12 protein-coding genes are annotated in these 18,916 nt (G+C 72.2%); all 12 read right to left on the reverse strand.

Annotated features, from left to right (window positions below):
• Nucleotides 1-246: 246 nt before the first annotated feature.
• Nucleotides 247-1,827, reverse strand: coding sequence for a glycosyltransferase (locus ACSUPR_RS11280; protein ID WP_436891095.1), 1,581 nt, complete (start codon nt 1,825-1,827; stop codon nt 247-249).
• Nucleotides 1,828-1,838: 11 nt separating this feature from the next.
• Entirely contained in the window at nt 1,839-3,440 is a 1,602-nt protein-coding gene (locus ACSUPR_RS11285) for a glycosyltransferase (RefSeq protein ID WP_436891097.1), read from the reverse strand.
• Nucleotides 3,441-3,450: 10 nt separating this feature from the next.
• Nucleotides 3,451-5,439, reverse strand: a complete 1,989-nt coding sequence (locus ACSUPR_RS11290; RefSeq protein ID WP_436891098.1) for a glycosyltransferase — start codon at nt 5,437-5,439, stop codon at nt 3,451-3,453.
• Complete coding sequence (locus tag ACSUPR_RS11295; RefSeq protein ID WP_436891099.1) at nt 5,436-7,415, reverse strand: glycosyltransferase; 1,980 nt, start codon at nt 7,413-7,415, stop codon at nt 5,436-5,438. The genes ACSUPR_RS11290 and ACSUPR_RS11295 overlap by 4 nt, the downstream gene beginning before the upstream one ends.
• Complete coding sequence (locus tag ACSUPR_RS11300; protein WP_436891100.1) at nt 7,412-7,750, reverse strand: hypothetical protein; 339 nt, start codon at nt 7,748-7,750, stop codon at nt 7,412-7,414. The genes ACSUPR_RS11295 and ACSUPR_RS11300 overlap by 4 nt, the downstream gene beginning before the upstream one ends.
• Before the next feature lie 316 nt (nt 7,751-8,066).
• Entirely contained in the window at nt 8,067-9,656 is a 1,590-nt protein-coding gene (serA, locus tag ACSUPR_RS11305) for a phosphoglycerate dehydrogenase (RefSeq protein WP_436891102.1), read from the reverse strand.
• Nucleotides 9,657-9,812: 156 nt separating this feature from the next.
• A complete protein-coding gene (gene ilvC / locus ACSUPR_RS11310; protein ID WP_436891103.1) occupies nt 9,813-10,808 on the reverse strand; it encodes a ketol-acid reductoisomerase in 996 nt (331 codons plus the stop codon).
• A gap of 74 nt (nt 10,809-10,882) precedes the next feature.
• Nucleotides 10,883-11,407, reverse strand: coding sequence for an acetolactate synthase small subunit (gene ilvN / locus ACSUPR_RS11315; protein ID WP_220563144.1), 525 nt, complete (start codon nt 11,405-11,407; stop codon nt 10,883-10,885).
• Between the two features lie 19 nt (nt 11,408-11,426).
• Nucleotides 11,427-13,187 (reverse strand): acetolactate synthase large subunit, encoded by a 1,761-nt coding sequence (locus ACSUPR_RS11320; RefSeq protein WP_436891104.1) that lies wholly within the window; start codon nt 13,185-13,187, stop codon nt 11,427-11,429.
• A gap of 388 nt (nt 13,188-13,575) precedes the next feature.
• Entirely contained in the window at nt 13,576-14,487 is a 912-nt protein-coding gene (locus tag ACSUPR_RS11325) for a hypothetical protein (RefSeq protein ID WP_436891106.1), read from the reverse strand.
• A 102-nt stretch (nt 14,488-14,589) separates the two neighbouring features.
• Nucleotides 14,590-15,933 carry a flavin monoamine oxidase family protein gene (locus ACSUPR_RS11330; protein WP_436891107.1) on the reverse strand — a complete coding sequence of 448 codons (1,344 nt, stop codon included), beginning with the start codon at nt 15,931-15,933 and terminating at the stop codon, nt 14,590-14,592.
• Between the two features lie 67 nt (nt 15,934-16,000).
• On the reverse strand, nt 16,001-18,706 hold the full coding sequence (locus ACSUPR_RS11335; RefSeq protein WP_436891109.1) for a putative bifunctional diguanylate cyclase/phosphodiesterase: 2,706 nt from the start codon (nt 18,704-18,706) through the stop codon (nt 16,001-16,003).
• Nucleotides 18,707-18,916 lie beyond the last annotated feature (210 nt).

Below are 18,916 nucleotides of genomic sequence, written 5' to 3' on the forward strand. Positions count from 1 at the left end.
CGCACCGGGCCCGTCCCCGCGGGCCCGGTTCGGGCGGGCGGGGCGGCGGACGGCGGCACCGGCCGGTGGAGACGGACGCCGCTGACTCCTAGGACGCCAGAATATCGGATGTCCAACTATGTGGCCAGAATTTCTCACCATGCGAGACGACCGCGTGTCTCCACAGGTGAGAGACCATGACGTTCCACCACGGAACAGGACGAAGGGGTGCGGCACCCGGTCGGGTACCGCACCCCTCCCCTGTGGTCAGCGCATACCCCACAGGGTCAGCCGGGTCCCGCGCCCCCGCGTGAGCGCGCGAATCCGCCGCTCCCAGCGGTCGGCCTCCGCCTCGGCGAGCTCCGCCTTCCGGCGTGCCCTCCTCAGGCGCCTGCTCCAGTCCGCGGGGGGCGCCACCGGCGCCTCCCCCACCGCGGCGACGGCCTCCCGGGGCATCTCGGACCTCCCCCACACGTCGGCCACGACGGCGTCCAGGTCCTCCGGGGAGGCGCCCAGGAGCCGGGCCCGGGCGAAGGCCGAGGTCCGCTCCAGCCGCGGCCCCCCACCCCGCGTCAGCACCAGCCCCGCCCGCTCCCGGTCCGCCGTCGCCGCCATCTCCGCCAGGGCGTGGGGCGCCGCCGGGAAACCCGCCGGTACGAGCAGCCGGAAGGGCGCGTCCGGATGCGGTACGGGCTCCCCCTCGCAGAAGCGGACCCTCGGTTCGCAGCGGTAGTACTCCTTCAACAGGCGCACGTCGAGGTCCGGGTCGTCCAGCATGCCGTGCCGTCCGGGACCGGCTTTGGACCACTCCCCCGAGAGCACCACCTCGATGTCCGCGGGCGCACCGCCCAGGAGTCCGTCCACCACGGTCGCGACCTCGTCGTACCCCTGCCCCAGGGTGTCCACCACGATCTGTGCGTAGGGGACCCGCCAGGAGCGCCACGCCGCCTTCCGGCGGCTCCACATCAGGGGGATCCGGTTCTCCTTGAAGGGCCGCGAGGCCCGCGCGACCCGTCGGCCGTCCCGCTCCGTGGCGGGCGTCCCCAGATGCCGGCCGATCGCCTCGGGGTCGGGGACGAAGACCGCCCCCCGCTGGGCCAGGCGGTATCCGAGCTCACTGTCCTCACCCAGGCTCAGGGCCGGGTCGCTGCCTCCGGCCTCCTCCAGGAAGGAGCGGCGCACCGAGAACGAGGCCCCGGTGGACATCTCCCAGGCGCGGTGCGCCGCACCCGCCGGCCCTCCGGTGGCCTCCAGCAGTTCGGCGATCCACGCCGGCCGGGTGGCGCTCTCCTCCCGTCGCCGCGGCCACGCAGCGGTGAGGACCATGTTCCTCACCCCCTCGGGGGTCAGGTCGTGGAAAGGACCCTCCTCGTACACCGTGTCACCCAGGACCGCGAGGTAGTCGGCCAGGTGGTGCCAGCGCATCTGCGCCTCCAGGTGGTCGCGGAACACGACCATGTCCGCGTCCAGCCGGAGCACCACCTCTCCCCCGGAGGACAGGACGCCCGAGTGCACCGCGTGCCCGGGGCCCCATCCGCCGGGCCGGGCGGACACCAGCCGCGTGTTCTCCGGACGCAGCTCCGGCAGCCGCAGCGCGGGAACACTCCCGTCGTCCACCACCACCACCTCGGTCAACGACGACGGATACCCCTGCGCCGCCAACGACGCCAGCGTCAGGTCCAGCTTCCCCTGACCCCCGAACGCCGGGACCACCACACTCACACCCAGCACCGGAGACCACTCCCCCAGCGCCGGAGGCTCCAGCACCGAATAGTCGTTGCGCCGCACCACAGGCCGCGGCGCACACGCCGCGCCCTCCGGGAGGCCCTCGGTACGGACACCCCTCACCGTGTCACCCCTCATCCCATGATCCGGCACAGCAACCGCCCGAGCCCGCCCCTGGTCAGCCGACGGAACCTGCCCTCCAGGGCCTCGGCCCGCGCGCGGTGCCTCCCGGCCTCCGCCAGAGCCCGCTCGACCTGTTCCTCCCAGTCGGCCGGAGCCTGCGGCTCCTCCTGGAACAGCTCCGAGTCGCCGTCCATCCAGCGGATGCCGTGAACGCGGTCGACCATCGCCTCCAGGTCCCCGTCCTCCCTGATCAGCCGACGCGCCCGTGCGAAGGCCGAGGTGCGTTCGAGCCGGGGTCCCCCCAGTTCGTTCCCGAGGACGGTGGCGCGCAGGAGCCCGCACCGGCTCTTCTCCATCCGGTCGACCATCCGGTCCACGGCGTGGGGGGCGAGCACCTGCCCGGGTGCGACGAGGAGGCGGAAGGGGACGTCAGGGTCGGCGTCGGGCACCGCGGAGGCGAAACGGACCCGGGGTTCCGCACCGTAGTGCTCCCGGAGCAGGTGCAGGTCCTGACCGGGGTCGTCCACCGGCCTCCGCCGGGCCGCCCGCCCGGTCTCCCAGGCGCCGACCAGCGTGATCCTCAGGTTCGACGTGTCACCGCGCAGCAGCGCGTCGACGGTGGCCGCGACATCCTCGAAGGTGTGCCCCCCGGCCTCCACCACCGCGTCGACCCCGGGGACCTGCCACCGGCGTCCCCGGACGCGCTGGGCGTCCGTCATGTACGGAAGGCGGTTGCCCACGAAGGTCCGGTTGAAGCGTGTGGCCTCCGCACGGCGCCTCTCCATGTGGGGGAGGCCCAGGTGCCAGCTGTCGGCGGTGCGCTCGGGAACGAAGACGGCTCCGTTCTGGAGCATGCGGAACCCCAGATGGGTGTCCTCCCCCAGAAGGAGGGTGGGATCCATGCCCCCGCACTCGTGGTAGAAGGCCCGGTGGACCGAACCCGTGGCCCCGATGAAGCACCGGTGCGCCCGGGGGCCGGCCCTGCGCAGATCCCCGGTCGTACGGTAGGCCTTGGCCAGCCACTCCAACTCCCGCCCCGGCCCCTCGACCAGCCGCTCCTCCTCCCCCCTCCCCACGGCCTCGAACACCTCCCGCGGGGTGGGCGGACGGTCGGTGTCCTCGACGAAGCGCAGGTGCCCGGTGACCGCGAGGTAGTCGGCCAGGTGGTGCCAGCGCATCTGCGCCTCCAGGTGGTCGCGGAACACGACCATGTCCGCGTCGAGGAACAGCAGCACCTCGCCCCCGGCGGACAGGACGCCCGAATGGACGGCGTGGGCACGCCCCCATCCGCCGGGCCGGGCGGACACCAGCCGCGTGTTCTCCGGACGCAGCTCCGGCAGCCGCAGCGCGGGAACACTCCCGTCGTCCACCACCACCACCTCGGTCAACGACGACGGATACCCCTGCGCCGCCAACGACGCCAGCGTCAGGTCCAGCTTCCCCTGACCCCCGAACGCCGGGACCACCACACTCACACCCAGCACCGGAGACCACTCCCCCAGCGCCGGAGGCTCCAGCACCGAATAGTCGTTGCGCCGCAGAACCGGTGGAGAGGCGGCTGCGGGTGCGGTGGAGCCGAGCACCTGCTGCCCGGAATGGTCGACGAGTGTCACGGCTGTCTCCTCAGTTGCTCGTGCTCTGACCGGAGGGGACCCCCCGCTCCGGTGCCCCGGCGCCGGTGTCCCGAGCCTCCCCGGGGGGAGCGTCGCCGGGATCGCTCTCCAGCAGGGCGCTGGGCCGCCAACCCCGCCACTGCACGCCCCTGTCGCGCAGGAAGAACCCCGTTCGCTCCAGCCAGGTGTGGCCGTGCCCGGCCCGGCGGATGACGTGTCCCAGGCCGTGTGCGCGGTAGACGGAGGCCCCGGCCGCCCGGGCCCCGTCGAGGAGCGCGGCGTCCTCGTTCACCGGGAGGGGGCGGAACCCGCCGACCTCCTCCAGGAGGGTCCGGTCGGTGAGGAGGCAGGCACCGGAAACGTGCCCGGCGAAGCATTCGGAGAAGGTGTCCCACCGGACGGTGAGGGACAGGGGTTCGAGGTAGAAGTACTCGGCTGCGGTTCCCACCAGGTCCGCCCCCGAATAACGCCGCGCCCACACCAGATCGGACAGATGATCAGGCCCGTACCAGTCATCGTCGTCCATCTTCGCCACCAACGACCCCGACGCCCGCGCCACCGCCCCGTTCAACACCGCACCGAACACCACATCCCCACCGGCCTCCCACACCACCAACCGGCCACCCGACGCCCGGAACCCCTCCACCGCCTCCCGCACCCCCGGCGCATCCACACCGAACCCGTGCAGCGCCAACACCACCTCCACATCCACACCCCGCTGCCGCCCCACCTGACGCAACGCGAACCCCACCATCTCCGGCCGCCGCGTGCACAACACCACCGACACCGAAGCCACCGGAACCGGCCCCGACCCCGCCTCCACCGCCAACCCCCGCCACCGCGCGGCCACACTGTGCGACCCCAACGCCGCACGACGCAACCGCACACTGAACTCCTCACGCACCTGCGCATCCGCCAGCCCGGCCACCGACACCGAACCCATCAACCCCACCAGCGGCCCGCCCAGACACCCCGCCCACAACGGCACACCCGACGACACCACCGGAACCCCGGCCACCGCCAACGCCGCCACCGCACGCACCGCCGCCAACGGACCGCTGTGCCGCCCCCACTCCACCCGCACCGCACGCAGATCACGCACCGACGCCACATCCACATCGGTCACGGTCCCGTCATCAGGCACCCGCCACCGCTCCCGACCACCCGCGACCAGCACCCACCGCCCCCCACGACACACCAACCGACCCACCACCGACGAACACCCCCGCACGAACCCCACCGGATTCACCACACGCTCATCCACCGGAGGCACATCCCCCACGGAGGGCAGGGGGGAGTGGAGGCCTTCGGTGCCGAGGGAACCGATCCGCTCCCAGGAGCCCGCGGCGAGGGAGCGCCGCGGAGGCAGGCCCCGGCGCCCGGCCCCCTCCCCGGCCTCCGGGAGGACCTCCGGGACGAGCTCGCGCCCGCGTCCGCTCCCGCCGACCGCCCGCAGCGGGACCTCGCCGGGACGCCACAGGCCGGCGTCGGGCCCGGCCGGCTCGCCGGGGGGCGCCGGGGCGGCGCCACGACGGCCGCCCACGAACCCCCGGGCCACCCCGGCCAGCACCTCGGCCACCGGCACGGGGGACTCGAAGAAGAGGTCCGTCGTCCACCCCCAGCCGACCGAACGGCGGACCCGAACGTCGAGGAGGCCGGACCACCGGTCCGGATCCGGCAGGGCCGGCAGCGGCGGTCGCCGGGCGGTGGCGGGCGAGCAGATGCAGACGAGGACCCGTGCGGCCTCGGGGAGCCCCGCCGTCGCGGGGATGCAGCGGCGCAGGTCCGTGATCGACCCGGCCAGGACGGCGACGAGGTCGAGGGGCCCGGCCTCCTCCCGGGGAGGAGGGGACGCGTCGGCTTCCGCGAGGTCCACGGTCCGGACGTCCGCCGTGGCGGCGGCGCGGGCGAGGCGCGAGGTGCCCCGTCCGATGTGGCACAGCAGGGCTCCGCGCGGGGAGGCGGCACGCAGCGCGCCGCCGAGCTCCGTAACACTCACGGGGCCGCCTCCGCCGGCACCCTCCGGGCGGGTTCCTCTCCCGCGGTCCACGGATCCACCCGGCGCGCCCCCGGGGGCCCCTCGCCGGGCCCGGCCTCCAGCAGCGAGCTGGGCCGCCACCCGGGAAGGAGGCGTTCGCCCCCGTGCCTCAGGAAGTAGCCGCTCCCCACGCTCCAGGTGTGGCCGGACGCCTTGCGGCGCAGCACGTAGTTGCCCCCGTGGCCGCGGTGGATACGGCCGCCCATCCTGCAGATGGCCAGGTTCAGCCGGGTGTCCTCGCCGGTGGGGACCTCCGGGAAGCCTCCGGCCTCCTCCAGGGTCCTGCGGTCGGTGAACAGGGTGCCCCCCGCCGCGGTGTGCCAGGTGCACTCGGTCGGCTGGACCAGTCGGACGGTGGCGTCCAAAGCCTCCAGGTACACGAATTCGGCTGCGGTTCCCACCAGGTCCGCCCCCGAATAACGACGCGCCCACACCAGATCGGACAGATGATCAGGCCCGTACCAGTCATCGTCGTCCATCTTCGCCACCAACGACCCCGACGCCCGCGCCACCGCCCCGTTCAACACCGCACCGAACACCACATCCCCACCGGCCTCCCACACCACCAACCGGCCACCCGACGCCCGGAACCCCTCCACCGCCTCCCGCACCCCCGGCGCATCCACACCGAACCCGTGCAGCGCCAACACCACCTCCACATCCACACCCCGCTGCCGCCCCACCTGACGCAACGCGAACCCCACCATCTCCGGCCGCCGCGTGCACAACACCACCGACACCGAAGCCACCGGAACCGGCCCCGACCCCGCCTCCACCGCCAACCCCCGCCACCGCGCGGCCACACTGTGCGACCCCAACGCCGCACGACGCAACCGCACACTGAACTCCTCACGCACCTGCGCATCCGCCAGCCCGGCCACCGACACCGAACCCATCAACCCCACCAGCGGCCCGCCCAGACACCCCGCCCACAACGGCACACCCGACGACACCACCGGAACCCCGGCCACCGCCAACGCCGCCACCGCACGCACCGCCGCCAACGGACCGCTGTGCCGCCCCCACTCCACCCGCACCGCACGCAGATCACGCACCGACGCCACATCCACATCGGTCACGGTCCCGTCATCAGGCACCCGCCACCGCTCCCGACCACCCGCGACCAGCACCCACCGCCCCCCACGACACACCAACCGACCCACCACCGACGAACACCCCCGCACGAACCCCACCGGATTCACCACACGCTCATCCACCGGAGGCACATCCCCCACGGACAGAGACCGCAGCGGAGCGATGTCGGTACCGGCCCGGCCGACGGACCCCCAGGAGAGTTCCGCTCCGGAGTGCCTGCCCAGGTGCGGGGTCCGGACGTCGTCGTCGCGGGTGTCCGCTCCGGTGAGCAGGGTGAGATCGAGCGGTTCCGCAGGAGTGCGGAAGGGCTCCCCGGGCCGCCACGAGCCCGCGTCGGGTCCCAGCGCGCGGCCGACGGGGAGGGGCGGGGCCCCGCGCCGGCCGCCGAGCGCGCCGCGGGCCACCCCGGCGATCACCTCGGCGGTCGGGGCCGGGCCGTCGAAGACGAACTCCACCAGGCGCCCACCGCAGGGGAGCACACGGCCGCGGAAGTCGAGGAGTTCGGGACCGGGAAGGGACGGGGGGAACGCCGGCAGGGGCGAGCCCGGCCGGAGGAGGGCCCCGATGAGGACCGAGAGCCGGGGCACGGGCGGGATCAGGTGCGCGTGCGGGGCCAGGGCTCGCAGATGGAGTACGCCGGGGACGATCACCATCGCCTGTTCGTACGCGGATCCCCCGTCGAACGCGGGGCGGTCCCCCCGGATCAGTGCTTCCAGTTCCAGGAACACCGCGTTCCCGGGCAGCCGGGACGGGGGCGGGCCGCCCTCCCCGCCGTAGCGGCACACCAGCACGGGGCCGCGCCCCAGGAACCCGGCGAGCCGGGTCCGCTCCGCGGGGCTCATGAGAGGTTCCGCAAGCTCTGGGCGGCGTCCGCGTCACGGCCGTCCAGCGTGATCCGCACCCCCGGAGAGGTGAGGCGGAGCTCGAGGCGGTCCAGGCGCTCGGCCAGGTCGTCGGCGCGGCCGACGAGCTCGACGCGGTTCTCCCCGGAGATCTCGGCGAACTCCCGGACCTGCCGGTCGAACCCGGTCCTGAGCGCCCGGAGCTGGCGGTTGACCCTGTGGAGCACCAGGACCAGGACGAGGCACGTACCGAGGAGCGCCGTGCACACCAGCAGCTGAACGGCGTCCTGGAAGGAGAGGCGGCCGAAAGCGACCAGGCCTCCGAGGAACGCCACCTCCATTCCGGCGAGAAGTGCACCGAGAAAGAGAATTCGAGAACGCGAAAGCTTCAACCCCGCCCCCAGGGAAAACCGTCGACTCATATGTCCTCGGAAATCTTAGGGGCTGCGACCAGAGAGGACACCGCCGCCAAAGGAAAGCAGGAGTAAATAGAGCCGACGGAAGCCGAGAGCTTCCGCGCCAATCGACAAGAAAACCCTCACCGAACCCAGAGTGCACAGAAAAGGCGAATCCAAAGAAAAGCCGTGTAACACCGGAAGAGGGGCCGCACCTCACGGTGCGGCCCCTCCGGGGTCCTCGGCGCGGCCGGGGTCAGTCCTCCAGGTCCACCTGGCGGGTCACCGCGGCGTCGATCTCGCCCGAGATCGAGGCCAGGATGGGGTCCGGCACCGCGGAGTCCACGGTCAGCGCGATGAGCGCCTTGCCGCCCTCCTGGTCCCGGATCACCTGCATCCCGGCGATGTTGACGTCCGCGTCGCCCAGCAGGGCGCCCACCTTGCCGACCACGCCGGGGCGGTCGTCGTAGGACAGGAACACCATGTGCTCGGCCAGGCCGATCTCCAGGGTGTAGTCGTTGACCTCCACCAGCTTCTCGATCTGGCGGGGGCCGGTGAGCGTGCCCGACACCGACACCCGGGTTCCGTCGGCCAGTACGCCGCGGACCGCGATGAGGTTGCGCCAGTCGCCGCTGTCGTCGCTGGTGACGAGGTCGACCTCGACACCGCGCTCCTTGGCCAGCAGCGGGGCGTTGACGAACGTCACCGTGTCCTCGACGACGTCGGCGAACACGCCCTTGAGCGCGGCCAGTTCCAGCACCTTGACGTCGTGGGCGGCGATCTCGCCGCGCACCTCGACGTCGATACGGCTCGGCAGCGCCCCCGCCAGGGCGGTGAAGACCCGGCCCAGCTTCTCGGTGAGCGGCAGGCCCGGCTTGATCTCCTCGGCCACGCCGGTGCCCTGCACGTTCACCGCGTCGGGCACGAACTCGCCGGACAGGGCGAGCTTGACCGAGCGGGCCACCTGGGTGCCCGCCTTCTCCTGCGCCTCGTGGGTGCTGGCGCCCAGGTGCGGGGCCACGACCACGTTCTCGAACTCGAACAGCGGGCTGTCGGTGCAGGGCTCCTTGGCGAACACGTCGATGCCCGCGCCCGCGACCCGGCCGTCCTTGAGCGCCCGGTACAGCGCGTCCTCGTCCAGGATGCCGCCGCGCGCCGCGTTGATGATCCGCACGGTCGGCTTGACCTTGTGCAGCGCCTCGTCACCGATCAGGCCCAGGGTGTCCTTGTTCTTGGGCAGGTGGATGGTGATGAAGTCGGAGCGGCCGAGCAGGTCGTCGAGCGTGGTCATCTCCACGCCCATCTGCGCGGCGCGCGCGGGCTGCACGAAGGGGTCGTAGGCGATGACCTCGGTGCCGAAGGCCAGCAGGCGCTGGGCGACCAGGGCGCCGATGCGGCCCAGGCCGACGATGCCCACGGTCTTCTCGTACAGCTCCACACCGGTGTACTTGGACCGCTTCCACTCGCCGTTGACCAGCGCGTTGTGGGCCGGGGCGGTGTTGCGGGCGCTGGCCAGCAGCAGGTTCACGGCCTGCTCGGCGGCGCTGACGATGTTGGAGGTCGGGGCGTTGACCACCAGCACGCCCGCCTTGGTGGCGGCCTCCACGTCCACGTTGTCCAGGCCGACGCCGGCCCGGGCGACCACCTGGAGGCGGGGGGCCGCGGCCAGTGCCTCGGCGTCCACCTTGGTGGCGCTGCGGACGATGAGGGCGTCCACGTCGGCCAGGGCCGGCAGGAGCAGGGACCGGTCGGCGCCGTCGACGCGGCGCACCTCGAAGTCCTCTTCGAGCAGAGCGATTCCGGCGGGCGAGAGTTCTTCCGCTACGAGTACGGCGGGTTTGGACACAGGGGTTCCTTTTCGGGTGGTGCGTCCCGATTCACGCAGGTCAGGCCCTACCGAGATCGGGTGAGGACGGCCGGAACAAAGTCTACTGCGGGGGTAGGGAAGCCCGAAGGGGGCGGGTGGCCGAAGCCTCCCACCCCCGTCTCAGGAGGACTCCGGTCAGCCCTTGAGCCAGCTCATCAGCGGACGCAGCTCGGCGCCCACCTTCTCGATCTGCTCGTTCTGCTCGGCCTCGCGGCGCTTCGTGAACGTCGGCTGCCCGGCGTCGAACTCGTCCATGAGCTCCTTGGCGTAGGAGCCGTCCTGGATCTCGCGCAGGATCTTGCGCATCTCCTCGCGGGTCTCCCCGGTGATGACGCGCGGGCCGCGGGTGTAGCCGCCGTACTCGGCGTTGTCCGACACCGACCAGTTCATCTTGGAGATGCCGCCCTCGTACATGAGGTCGACGATGAGCTTCAGCTCGTGCAGGCACTCGAAGTAGGCGACCTCGGGCTGGTAGCCCGCCTCGACCAGGGTGGCGAAACCGGCCTTGACCAGCTCCTCGGCGCCGCCGCACAGCACGGCCTGCTCGCCGAACAGGTCGGTCTCGGTCTCCTCCTTGAACGTGGTCCTGATGACGCCGGCCTTGGTGCCGCCGATGCCCTTGGCCCACGACAGCGCCAGGTCCCAGGCCTGTCCGCTGGCGTCCTTCTCGACCGCGACCAGGCAGGGCACGCCGCGCCCGGCCTCGAACTGGCGGCGGACCAGGTGGCCCGGGCCCTTGGGGGCGACCATGGCGACGTCCACGCCCTCGGGCGGGGTGATGAACCCGTAGCGGATGCTGAAGCCGTGGCCGAAGAACAGGGCGTTGCCCGACTCCAGGTTGGGCTCGATCTCCGCGGCGTACAGGTCCCGGTGGATGTGGTCGGGGACCAGGATCATGATGACGTCGGCCTCGCGGGTGGCCTCCGCCGGGGTGAGGACCCGCAGGCCCTCCTCCTCCGCCTTGGCGCGGCTCTTGGAGCCCTCGGCCAGACCGATCCGAACGTCGACGCCCGAGTCCCGCAGCGACAGCGCGTGCGCGTGGCCCTGGCTGCCGTAACCGATCACGGCGACCTTCTTGCTCTGGATGAGCCCGAGGTCCGCGGCGTCGTCGTAGTACATCTGTGCTGCCACTTGGGGTTGCTCCTTGTTCTTCACATTCGTTGGGGGACGCGGGGGCACCCGTCCGTGTCCGGGTGCCGGGATCCTCAGGCGGTGCGCTCGACCGCCCGCAGGGAGCGGTCGGTGATCGACCGGGGCCCGCGTCCCAGGGCGACCAGCCCTGACTTGACCAGTTCCCGGATGCCGAACGGCTCCAGGTTCTTCACCAGGGCATCGAGCTTCTCGGGGTCGCCGGTGGCCTCGATGACGACGACGTCCGGGCTGACGTCCACGACGTGCGCGCGGAACAGCTCGGCCGTCTGAAGCACATGGGTGCGGCTCGACGCGTCGGCCTTGACCTTCACGAGCAGCAGCTCGCGCTGGACCGACGCGGTGGTGTCCATCTCCACGATCTTGACGACGTTGATCAGCTTGTTGAGCTGTTTGGTCACCTGCTCCAAGGGGTGGAGGTCGCAGTTGACCACGATCGTCATCCTGGACAGGCCCGGATACTCGGTGGTGCTGACACTGAGCGAGTCGATGTTGAACCCGCGGCGGGAGAAGAGGGCAGAGGCGCGGGCGAGGATGCCCGGGGTGTCCTCCACCAGAACGGAAAGCGTGTGACGGCTCATGGTGGTCGGCCTGCTCCTCTTAGTCCTCGGTGTCCCAGCTCGGCGCCATGTCGCGCGCGTACTGGATGTTGTCGTTGCTGACGCCGGGTCCGACCATCGGCCAGACCATCGCGTCGTGGTTCACCGTGAAGTCGACGACGACGGGGACGTCGTTGATCGCCATGGCCTTCTCGATGGTGGCGTCGATGTCCTCGGCGCGCTCGCACCGCAGGCCGACACAACCGTACGCCTCCGACAGCTTGACGAAGTCCGGAATGCGGACCTTCTCGTCCCGGGGCGAGGTCTGCAGGTCGGTGTTGGAGTAGCGGCCCTCGTAGAACAGGGTCTGCCACTGCCGGACCATGCCCAGGTTGCCGTTGTTGACCACGGCGACCTTGACGGGGATGCCCTCGACGGCGCAGGTGGCCAGCTCCTGGTTGGTCATCTGGAAGCAGCCGTCGCCGTCGATGGACCAGACCACGCGGTCGGGGTCGCCGACCTTGGCGCCCAGCGCGGCGGGGACCGAGAAGCCCATGGTGCCCAGGCCGCCGGAGTTGACGAACGCGCCGGGGCGCTCGTAGCCGATGAACTGGGCGGCCCACATCTGGTGCTGGCCGACGCCCGCGACGTAGGTGGCCTCGGGGCCGACGACCTTGCCCAGGCGCTCGATGACCATCTGCGGGGCGAGGCTGCCGTCCTCGGGGACGTCGTAGCCCTTGGGGTAGGTCTCCCGCAGCCGGCCCAGCTGCTGCCACCAGGCCCCGTAGTCTCCGGCCCGGCCCTTCTCCTGGTCGGCGCGGACCGCGACCACCAGGTCGGCGAGCACCTCGCGGCAGTCGCCGACGATGGGGACGTCCGCGTGGCGGTTCTTGGAGATCTCGGCCGGGTCGATATCGGCGTGGACGATCTTCGCGTCGGGGGCGAAGCTGTCCAGGCGGCCGGTGACGCGGTCGTCGAAGCGGGCGCCCAGGGCGACGATGAGGTCGGCCTTCTGCAGCGCGCCGACGGCGGTGACGTCGCCGTGCATGCCCGGCATGCCGACGAACTGGGGGTGGCTGTCGGGGAAGACGCCGCGGGCCATCAGCGTGGTGACGACGGGGACCCCGGTCAGCTCCGCGAGGATGCGCAGCTCGGCCGCGGCGCCGGCGCGCAGGACGCCGCCGCCGACGTACAGCACCGGGCGCCTGGCGTCCAGGATCATCCGGGCGGCCTCGCGGACCTGCTTGCCGTGCGGCTTGGTGACCGGGCGGTAGCCGGGCAGGTCCAGGCGCTCGGGCCAGACGAACTCGGCACCGGCCTGGAGGGCGTCCTTGGAGATGTCGACCAGCACCGGGCCGGGGCGGCCGCTGGAGGCGATGTGGAAGGCCTCGGCGACGGTGCGCGGGATGTCGCGCACGTCCTTGACCAGGAAGTTGTGCTTGGTGATCGGCATCGTGATGCCGCAGATGTCCGCCTCCTGGAAGGCGTCCGTGCCGATCATCGGGGAGGCGACCTGGCCGGTGATGGCGACCATCGGGACCGAGTCCATGTAGGCGTCGGCCAGGGGGGTCACCAGGTTCGTGGCGCCGGGGCCGCTGGTCGCCATGCAGACGCCGGGTCGGCCGGTGGCGTACGCGTAGCCCTCGGCGGCATGACCGGCGCCCTGCTCGTGGCGCATGAGGATGTGGCGCACCTTCGCGGAGTCGTAGAGGGGGTCGTAGGCGGGGAGGATGGCGCCCCCGGGAATCCCGAAGACGGTGTCGACACCGACCTGCTCCAGCGACCTGATCAGCGATTGTGCGCCGGTCATCTGCTCGGTCATCTCAAGATCCTTCGCGAGGGTCCAGAGCGGCACGGGGGCTCTGGCGTCTGGTGGGTCTGACTCGTCGTGGTCTGGTGCGGCAATAAAAAAACCCCCACCGCCCGTGGCGGTCGAGGGGTGGCGCGCAGCAGAAGTGACTCAGTGGGCTGCGCGCCGACCAAGTACGAGAATCAGGGAGTTGCTCTTCACGCTCCCAACCTTGGCCGAAGATGCGTCCACCCGTCAACAAGAACTTCATATTGTCTCGAATCGTGAGACGTCGATGTCATCATACGGCCGCCCGCGCCTCCCCCGCACCCCCCTGACCAGGATGAATGCGAAAAAAGCCCCCGTCACGTGTAACACAGAACACGTGACAGGGACCTTGGGGTCCGGCCGTTAGCCCGGCTTAACGGGCCTCGTCGGAACGCTCGCCGAAGAGGTCCCCGACCCGCTCGGCACCGCCCACCCTGGCGAGCCAGACGTCCAGCAGGCCCAGGTCGGTCGTGCCCTCGATGCGCTTCCGTGCCTCCTCTGAGACCTCGATGCCCCTGGCCCCGAGCACCGTGAGCACCGCCTCGGCCTTGCCCTCCGCCTTGCCCTTGGCTTCTCCCTCGCGGAAGAGACGTCCGACGAACTCGGTCTTGAACTCGTAGTCCTTCAGCTTCATGAGCGTCTCCAGGATTCCGGGGGCCGTGGCCGTCAGGGCCGCGAGCACATAGTCAGAGTACAGCGAGGTGGACGGGCCATCGAGGCTCTTCAGTGCCTCGTTCAACGCGGACAGCACGGCCTCGTCCTCGCCCACGGGCGGGTTGTTCGCCAGGGACAGGATGGTCAGCATCGGCCGGGCCGCAGCCGTCTCCGGGTCGGTGATCGGCTGGAGGGTGTCCAGGGCCAGGACCAGGGGTCGGATCTCACCACACCCCAGATCGATGGGCTCGGCGAAGTGCCCGGCCAGCGACGACGTGGGGGTGAGCACCAGGAGCGCCACCGGGCACTCCAGGCGCATGCGGGTGTTGGCCACGTAGGCGGGCCAGCGGTAGTACTTGCGGTCGTCCCGCTTGTTCTGCGGCTCGACGATGATCGCCAGAGCCGCAACCGGGTCGTCCCCCTTCTCATGTGGGTGGGGCGGCCGTTCGCAGACCACCACCGAGTCGGAGGTCAGCCGGGTCACGGCCGTGCTGGTGGCCTCGGCGGCGTCGCAGCGGACGCGGGTGAACTCCGGCAGGGGTTCACCGGTGAGTTCACGGAGGAGCTCCACCGCGGACGCCGGATCGTGGCGGATCAGGTCGAGTGGGAACTCGTGCTTGAGGGAAGGCATACCGGAAAAGTAGCGAGCACACCAGTGTTCCCGCAGGTGAACGGCGCTATTTCCACATTGGTTACGAATTGCCCTACAGGACGGCACGGGCCGGGCGGCGGGTCAGCGGCGCAGCGCGCGGGCCACCTCCCGCGCCGCCCGGCGGCCGCTGGACAGGGCGCCCCCGAGGTCGCCGTTGCGCGGGAAGTCCGCGGTCTCCGTTCCGGCCCAGTGCACCCGGCCCACGGGACGCCGCAGCACCGGGCCGTACTCGGTCAGGAACCCGGGCGGCATGGGCGACCGGTAGGCGGCATTGTAGGGACCCGTGTCCGGGAAGGTCTCCGCCACCGCCAGGGGCTTGGCGCCCATCGGTCCGAAGGCGCGGGCCAGGTTCTCCAGGAGCAGGCCCCGGTGGAGCGCCGGTTGGTCCACCGCGTCCTGGTCGGCGCCCAGCGGTGCGTGCTCGCCGAACGTGTAGGTGAACGCCAGCAGCCGCCCGTGGGAGGAGTCCGAGGGGCTGAGGTCGCAGCACCAGGCCGGGACCCCGTCGTCGAAGAAGACCTGGCCGGACAGCCCGAAGTTGCGCCAGAACGGCCTCCAGTAGACCAGCTCCGTCAGGACGACCCCGGCCTGCGGCCACTGCCGCTGCATGCGCAGCCGGCGCCCCGACAGCCGGGGTGAGAACCCGATCCGGTCCGCGTCGGCGGGCGACAGGGCCAGCACGACCCGGTCGGCGGCGCACACGCCCCAGTCGCCGCTGACCCGCACCCCGTCCTCGTCCTGCTCGACCAGATCGACGTGGTGCCCGGTGCGGACCTCCACCCCCATCCGCCGTAGCAGGAGGCGGGCGTCCAGGAGGAACAGCGGCTCCTCCTGGGCCGGGTCCGGGCCCGAGTGGGCGAGCAGCCACAGCAGGCTCACCCGCCCCGCGGGCAGGGCTGCCTCCAGGGTGAGGGACTCCTCCAGCGGTTCGAGCGCCCCCGCGTCGGCGGCATGCTCGCGGAGCCAGGAGCGGGCGGTCTGGGCGTCGAGGTCGCGGGCCTTCGCCGAGTTCCACGGGTCCGCGAAGTCGATGCCCTCGGCGAGCCTGCCGAACCTGTCCAGCAGCCACTCGTTGTGGAAGCGGTTCCACCACGGGAACGAGACGGGCAGGTTGTCGCGGCTGGCCGAGACCTCGCCGTCCTCGCCGACCCGCAGGTCCCTCAGGTCGCCCCGCCCGGGGATCTCCTCCAGCGGGACGTCCAGCTCCCCGGCCAGCTCCAGCAGCTCGGACTCGCCGCGCCGGACGGCCATGGGGACCGGGGAGAGCCCTTCGACGCCGGCCGGCACCGGGGCCTCCACCCGGCCGCCCGGGCCCGACGCCCCGTCGAGCACCACGACCGGGCCGACGCCCGTCTCCCGGAGCTCCCGGGCCGCCGCCAGCCCTGCCATCCCGGCCCCCACGACGACGACCTTCGCCCGCTCCATCCGCGCCCCCGCACTCCCGCCCCGTGTCCGACCGGAGAACGTCCCGCCGACCGGCGGAGTTCCGGTGCTACAGGTTGGCGCCGGCCTCGCCGCCCACGAGGGACTCCACGCCGGAGGCCGCCATGGGGCGGGCCACCAGGAAGCCTTGGCCGCGGTCGCAGCCCATGGCCCGCAGGTGCTCCAGCTGCTCCGGCCGCTCGATGCCCTCGGCCACCACCTGCACGCCCAGGTCGCGGCCCAGCTGGATGATCGTGTGCGTGAGCAGCGTGACCGTGTCGTCGCGGCCCAGGTCGGCGATGAACGACGGGTCGACCTTGATGGCGTCCACGCTCAGCCTGCGCAGGTGCGCCAGCGAGGCGTACCCCATGCCGTAGTCGTCGATGGCCAGCTGCACGCCCAGCTCCCGCAGCTCCGCCAGGTGCTGCACGGCCTCGCCCCCGCCGTCGAGCAGGACGTCCTCGTCCACCTCCAGGGTGAGCACCTCGGCGGACAGGCCCGAGTCGGCCAGCACCGACTCCACCGTCCGCACGAAGCGCGGCGACAGCACCTGCTTGACCGACAGGTTCACCGACAGGCCGATGTCCCAGTCCGACACCCGCCACACCGCGACCTTCTCGCAGGCCTCCCGCAGGATCCACTCCCCCAGCGGCACGATCAGCCCGGACTCCTCGGCGGCGCCCAGGAACCCGTCCGGGCCCACCACCTCGCCGTCCCGGTTCCAGCGCACCAGCGCCTCCACCGACGTCACCCGGGAGGTGCCCAGGTCCACGATCGGCTGGTACTCCAGGAAGAACTCCCCGTCGGCCAGCGCCCGGCGCAGCCGGATCTGCAGCTCCAGCCGGGAGACCACCGTGTCGTGCATGTGCGCCGCGTACACCTCGACGTTGCCCGGCCCGCGCTCCTTGGCCCGGGTCAGCGCCACGTCGGCGTTGCGCAGCAGGTCGCCGCTGTCGGTGTCCGGCTCGGCGAACGCCACCCCCAGGCTGGCCGTCAGCACCAGCTCCCGGTCGGCCACCTGGAACGGCTCCGAGGCGATCACCCGGCCCAACCTCTCGGCCAGGTCCACCACCCGCTGCGCCCGCGGGATCCCCTCGATGAGGACCGCGAACTCGTCGCCGCCCCAGCGCGCCAGCGTCGCCCCCGGCTCCAGCTCCCCGCGCAGCCTGCGCGCCGCCTGCGCCAGCAGGTGGTCGCCGCGCACGTGCCCGGCGGAGTCGTTGACCGCGGTGAACCCGTCCAGGTCCAGGAAGAGCACGGCGATGTCGCCGGTGGGCTCGTCGCTGATGGCCCGGTGCGCCAGCACGTCGCTGGCCCGCTCCTCCAGGTAGGCGCGGTTCGGCAGCCCCGTCACCCCGTCGTGGAAGGTCAGGTGCTCGACCTCGTCCTGGAGCGCCACCTGGGCGCTGATGTCGCGGGTGGTCACCAGCAGCCGGTCCGGCTCGGCCGGCTGCTCGTACAGCGAGACCGTGGACTCGGTGTGCCGCCAGGTGCCGTCCGCGGCGCGCACCCGCAGCCGCAGGTGGACGCCCTTGCCGTCGCGCTCGTCGAACAGTGCGGTGACCGCCTCGGTCCGCTCCATGTCCTCGGGGTGGATGAGCGCCGTCACCGGCGCGGCCAGCACGTCGTCCAGCCGGTACCCGAACGCCTCGGCGGTGCCCGGGCTGACGTAGTACACCCCGCCGTCGCGGTCCAGCACCAGGATGACGTCGCCGCTGTTGCGGGCCAGCTCGTGGAAGTGCCCCTCGCGGTTGCGCACCATCCGGGTGAGGGTCGCGTTCTCCTCCAGCATCCCGAGGATGCGCACCAGCAGCACCACCACCGCGGTCCCCGCCGCCAGCGGCAGCACCGGGGCCACCCCCGGCAGCCGCAGGCCCGCCACCGTGAGCACCACCGCGGCGATCGCGACCGCGCCCACCGCGGCCAGCTCCGGGGCGAACCGGTACAGGCCCCGGCCGGTGATCTTCCGCGGCCGGGCGCCGGGCCGGTGCTCCACCAGCCACGGCAGCGCGCCCATCAGCGCGAACCCCAGGAAGCGGACCGGGTGTTCCAGCCCGCCCGCCACCGGGGGCCCGGTCAGGCGGGTGATGGCGCCGATCATGTCCGCGGCGGCGATGACGATGAGTGCGCCGATCGCCAGCAGCACCGCGCGCCGGGTGCTGTGCGGCGACATGAAGACCAGCGGGACCAGCAGGCACAGCACCGCGATGTCGGCCACGGGGTACACCAGGGCGAACCCCAGCACCCCCGCGCCCTCGCCCAGCTCGTGGTACAGCGGCGAGAACAGCAGCACCCACACCACGGAGAACACGGCGGCCGCGCACACGTAGCTGTCGGTGATGTGCCGCAGGGCGGTGCGCAGTCCGCCGGGCCACGGGGCGAAACGGGTGAAGCCCACCACGAAGAGGGGCAGCGCCGCCAGGGAGAACAGGTCCCCCAGGGTCAGGGACAGCACCGATCCGGAGCTGAGCAGCCGGGTGATGCCGTGGGTGACCCCGCCCGCGCACCAGGCGAGCGCGGCGAAGCCGAGGTTGCGCAGTGCCGCGGGCCCGTCCGCGCCGTCGGCGTGCGCCGCACGGTCGGCGCCGGTCGCCGCCCAGCGGCGGGACGCCAGCAGCAGGGACACGCCGGCCGCTCCCGCGGCCGCGGAGGCGGGCCACTCGCCGAGCAGGGTCGCGACCGTGCCGTCCCCCACGGGGACCAGGGTCGCCGCGACATAGACGAGGAACAGGACGACGAGCCCGCTGACCGACAGGCGACGTGCCCGGGTTCCCATTACCGACCTCCCAGTGGGCGAGCAGTGGACTCCGCGGCGGATCGCCGCGGACGCGCTCTCTCCTCGGACATGGAGCACCCACCTCGCGTCGTGACGGCTCCGGGCGCTCTCGGGCGTCCGGCGCGCGGACCGCCGAGCTCGCGGGACCGGGGCGGACCGGTGGCGGGCGGGCGGCATCGACCGCGGCACCACCGTGCGATCGCAACCCTA

It is taken from the genome of Nocardiopsis dassonvillei (genome assembly GCF_964273065.1).
Lineage (GTDB): Bacteria > Actinomycetota > Actinomycetes > Streptosporangiales > Streptosporangiaceae > Nocardiopsis > Nocardiopsis dassonvillei_B.

Coding starts and splice junctions, on each gene's coding strand:
- ACSUPR_RS11295 (WP_436891099.1), bottom strand. CDS start 7,415: ATGAGCCCCGCGGAGCGGACCCGGCTCGCCGGGTTCCTGGGGCGCGGC.
- ilvN (WP_220563144.1), bottom strand. CDS start 11,407: ATGAGCCGTCACACGCTTTCCGTTCTGGTGGAGGACACCCCGGGCATC.
- ACSUPR_RS11320 (WP_436891104.1), bottom strand. CDS start 13,187: ATGACCGAGCAGATGACCGGCGCACAATCGCTGATCAGGTCGCTGGAG.
- ACSUPR_RS11325 (WP_436891106.1), bottom strand. CDS start 14,487: ATGCCTTCCCTCAAGCACGAGTTCCCACTCGACCTGATCCGCCACGAT.
- ACSUPR_RS11330 (WP_436891107.1), bottom strand. CDS start 15,933: ATGGAGCGGGCGAAGGTCGTCGTCGTGGGGGCCGGGATGGCAGGGCTG.
- ACSUPR_RS11335 (WP_436891109.1), bottom strand. CDS start 18,706: ATGGGAACCCGGGCACGTCGCCTGTCGGTCAGCGGGCTCGTCGTCCTG.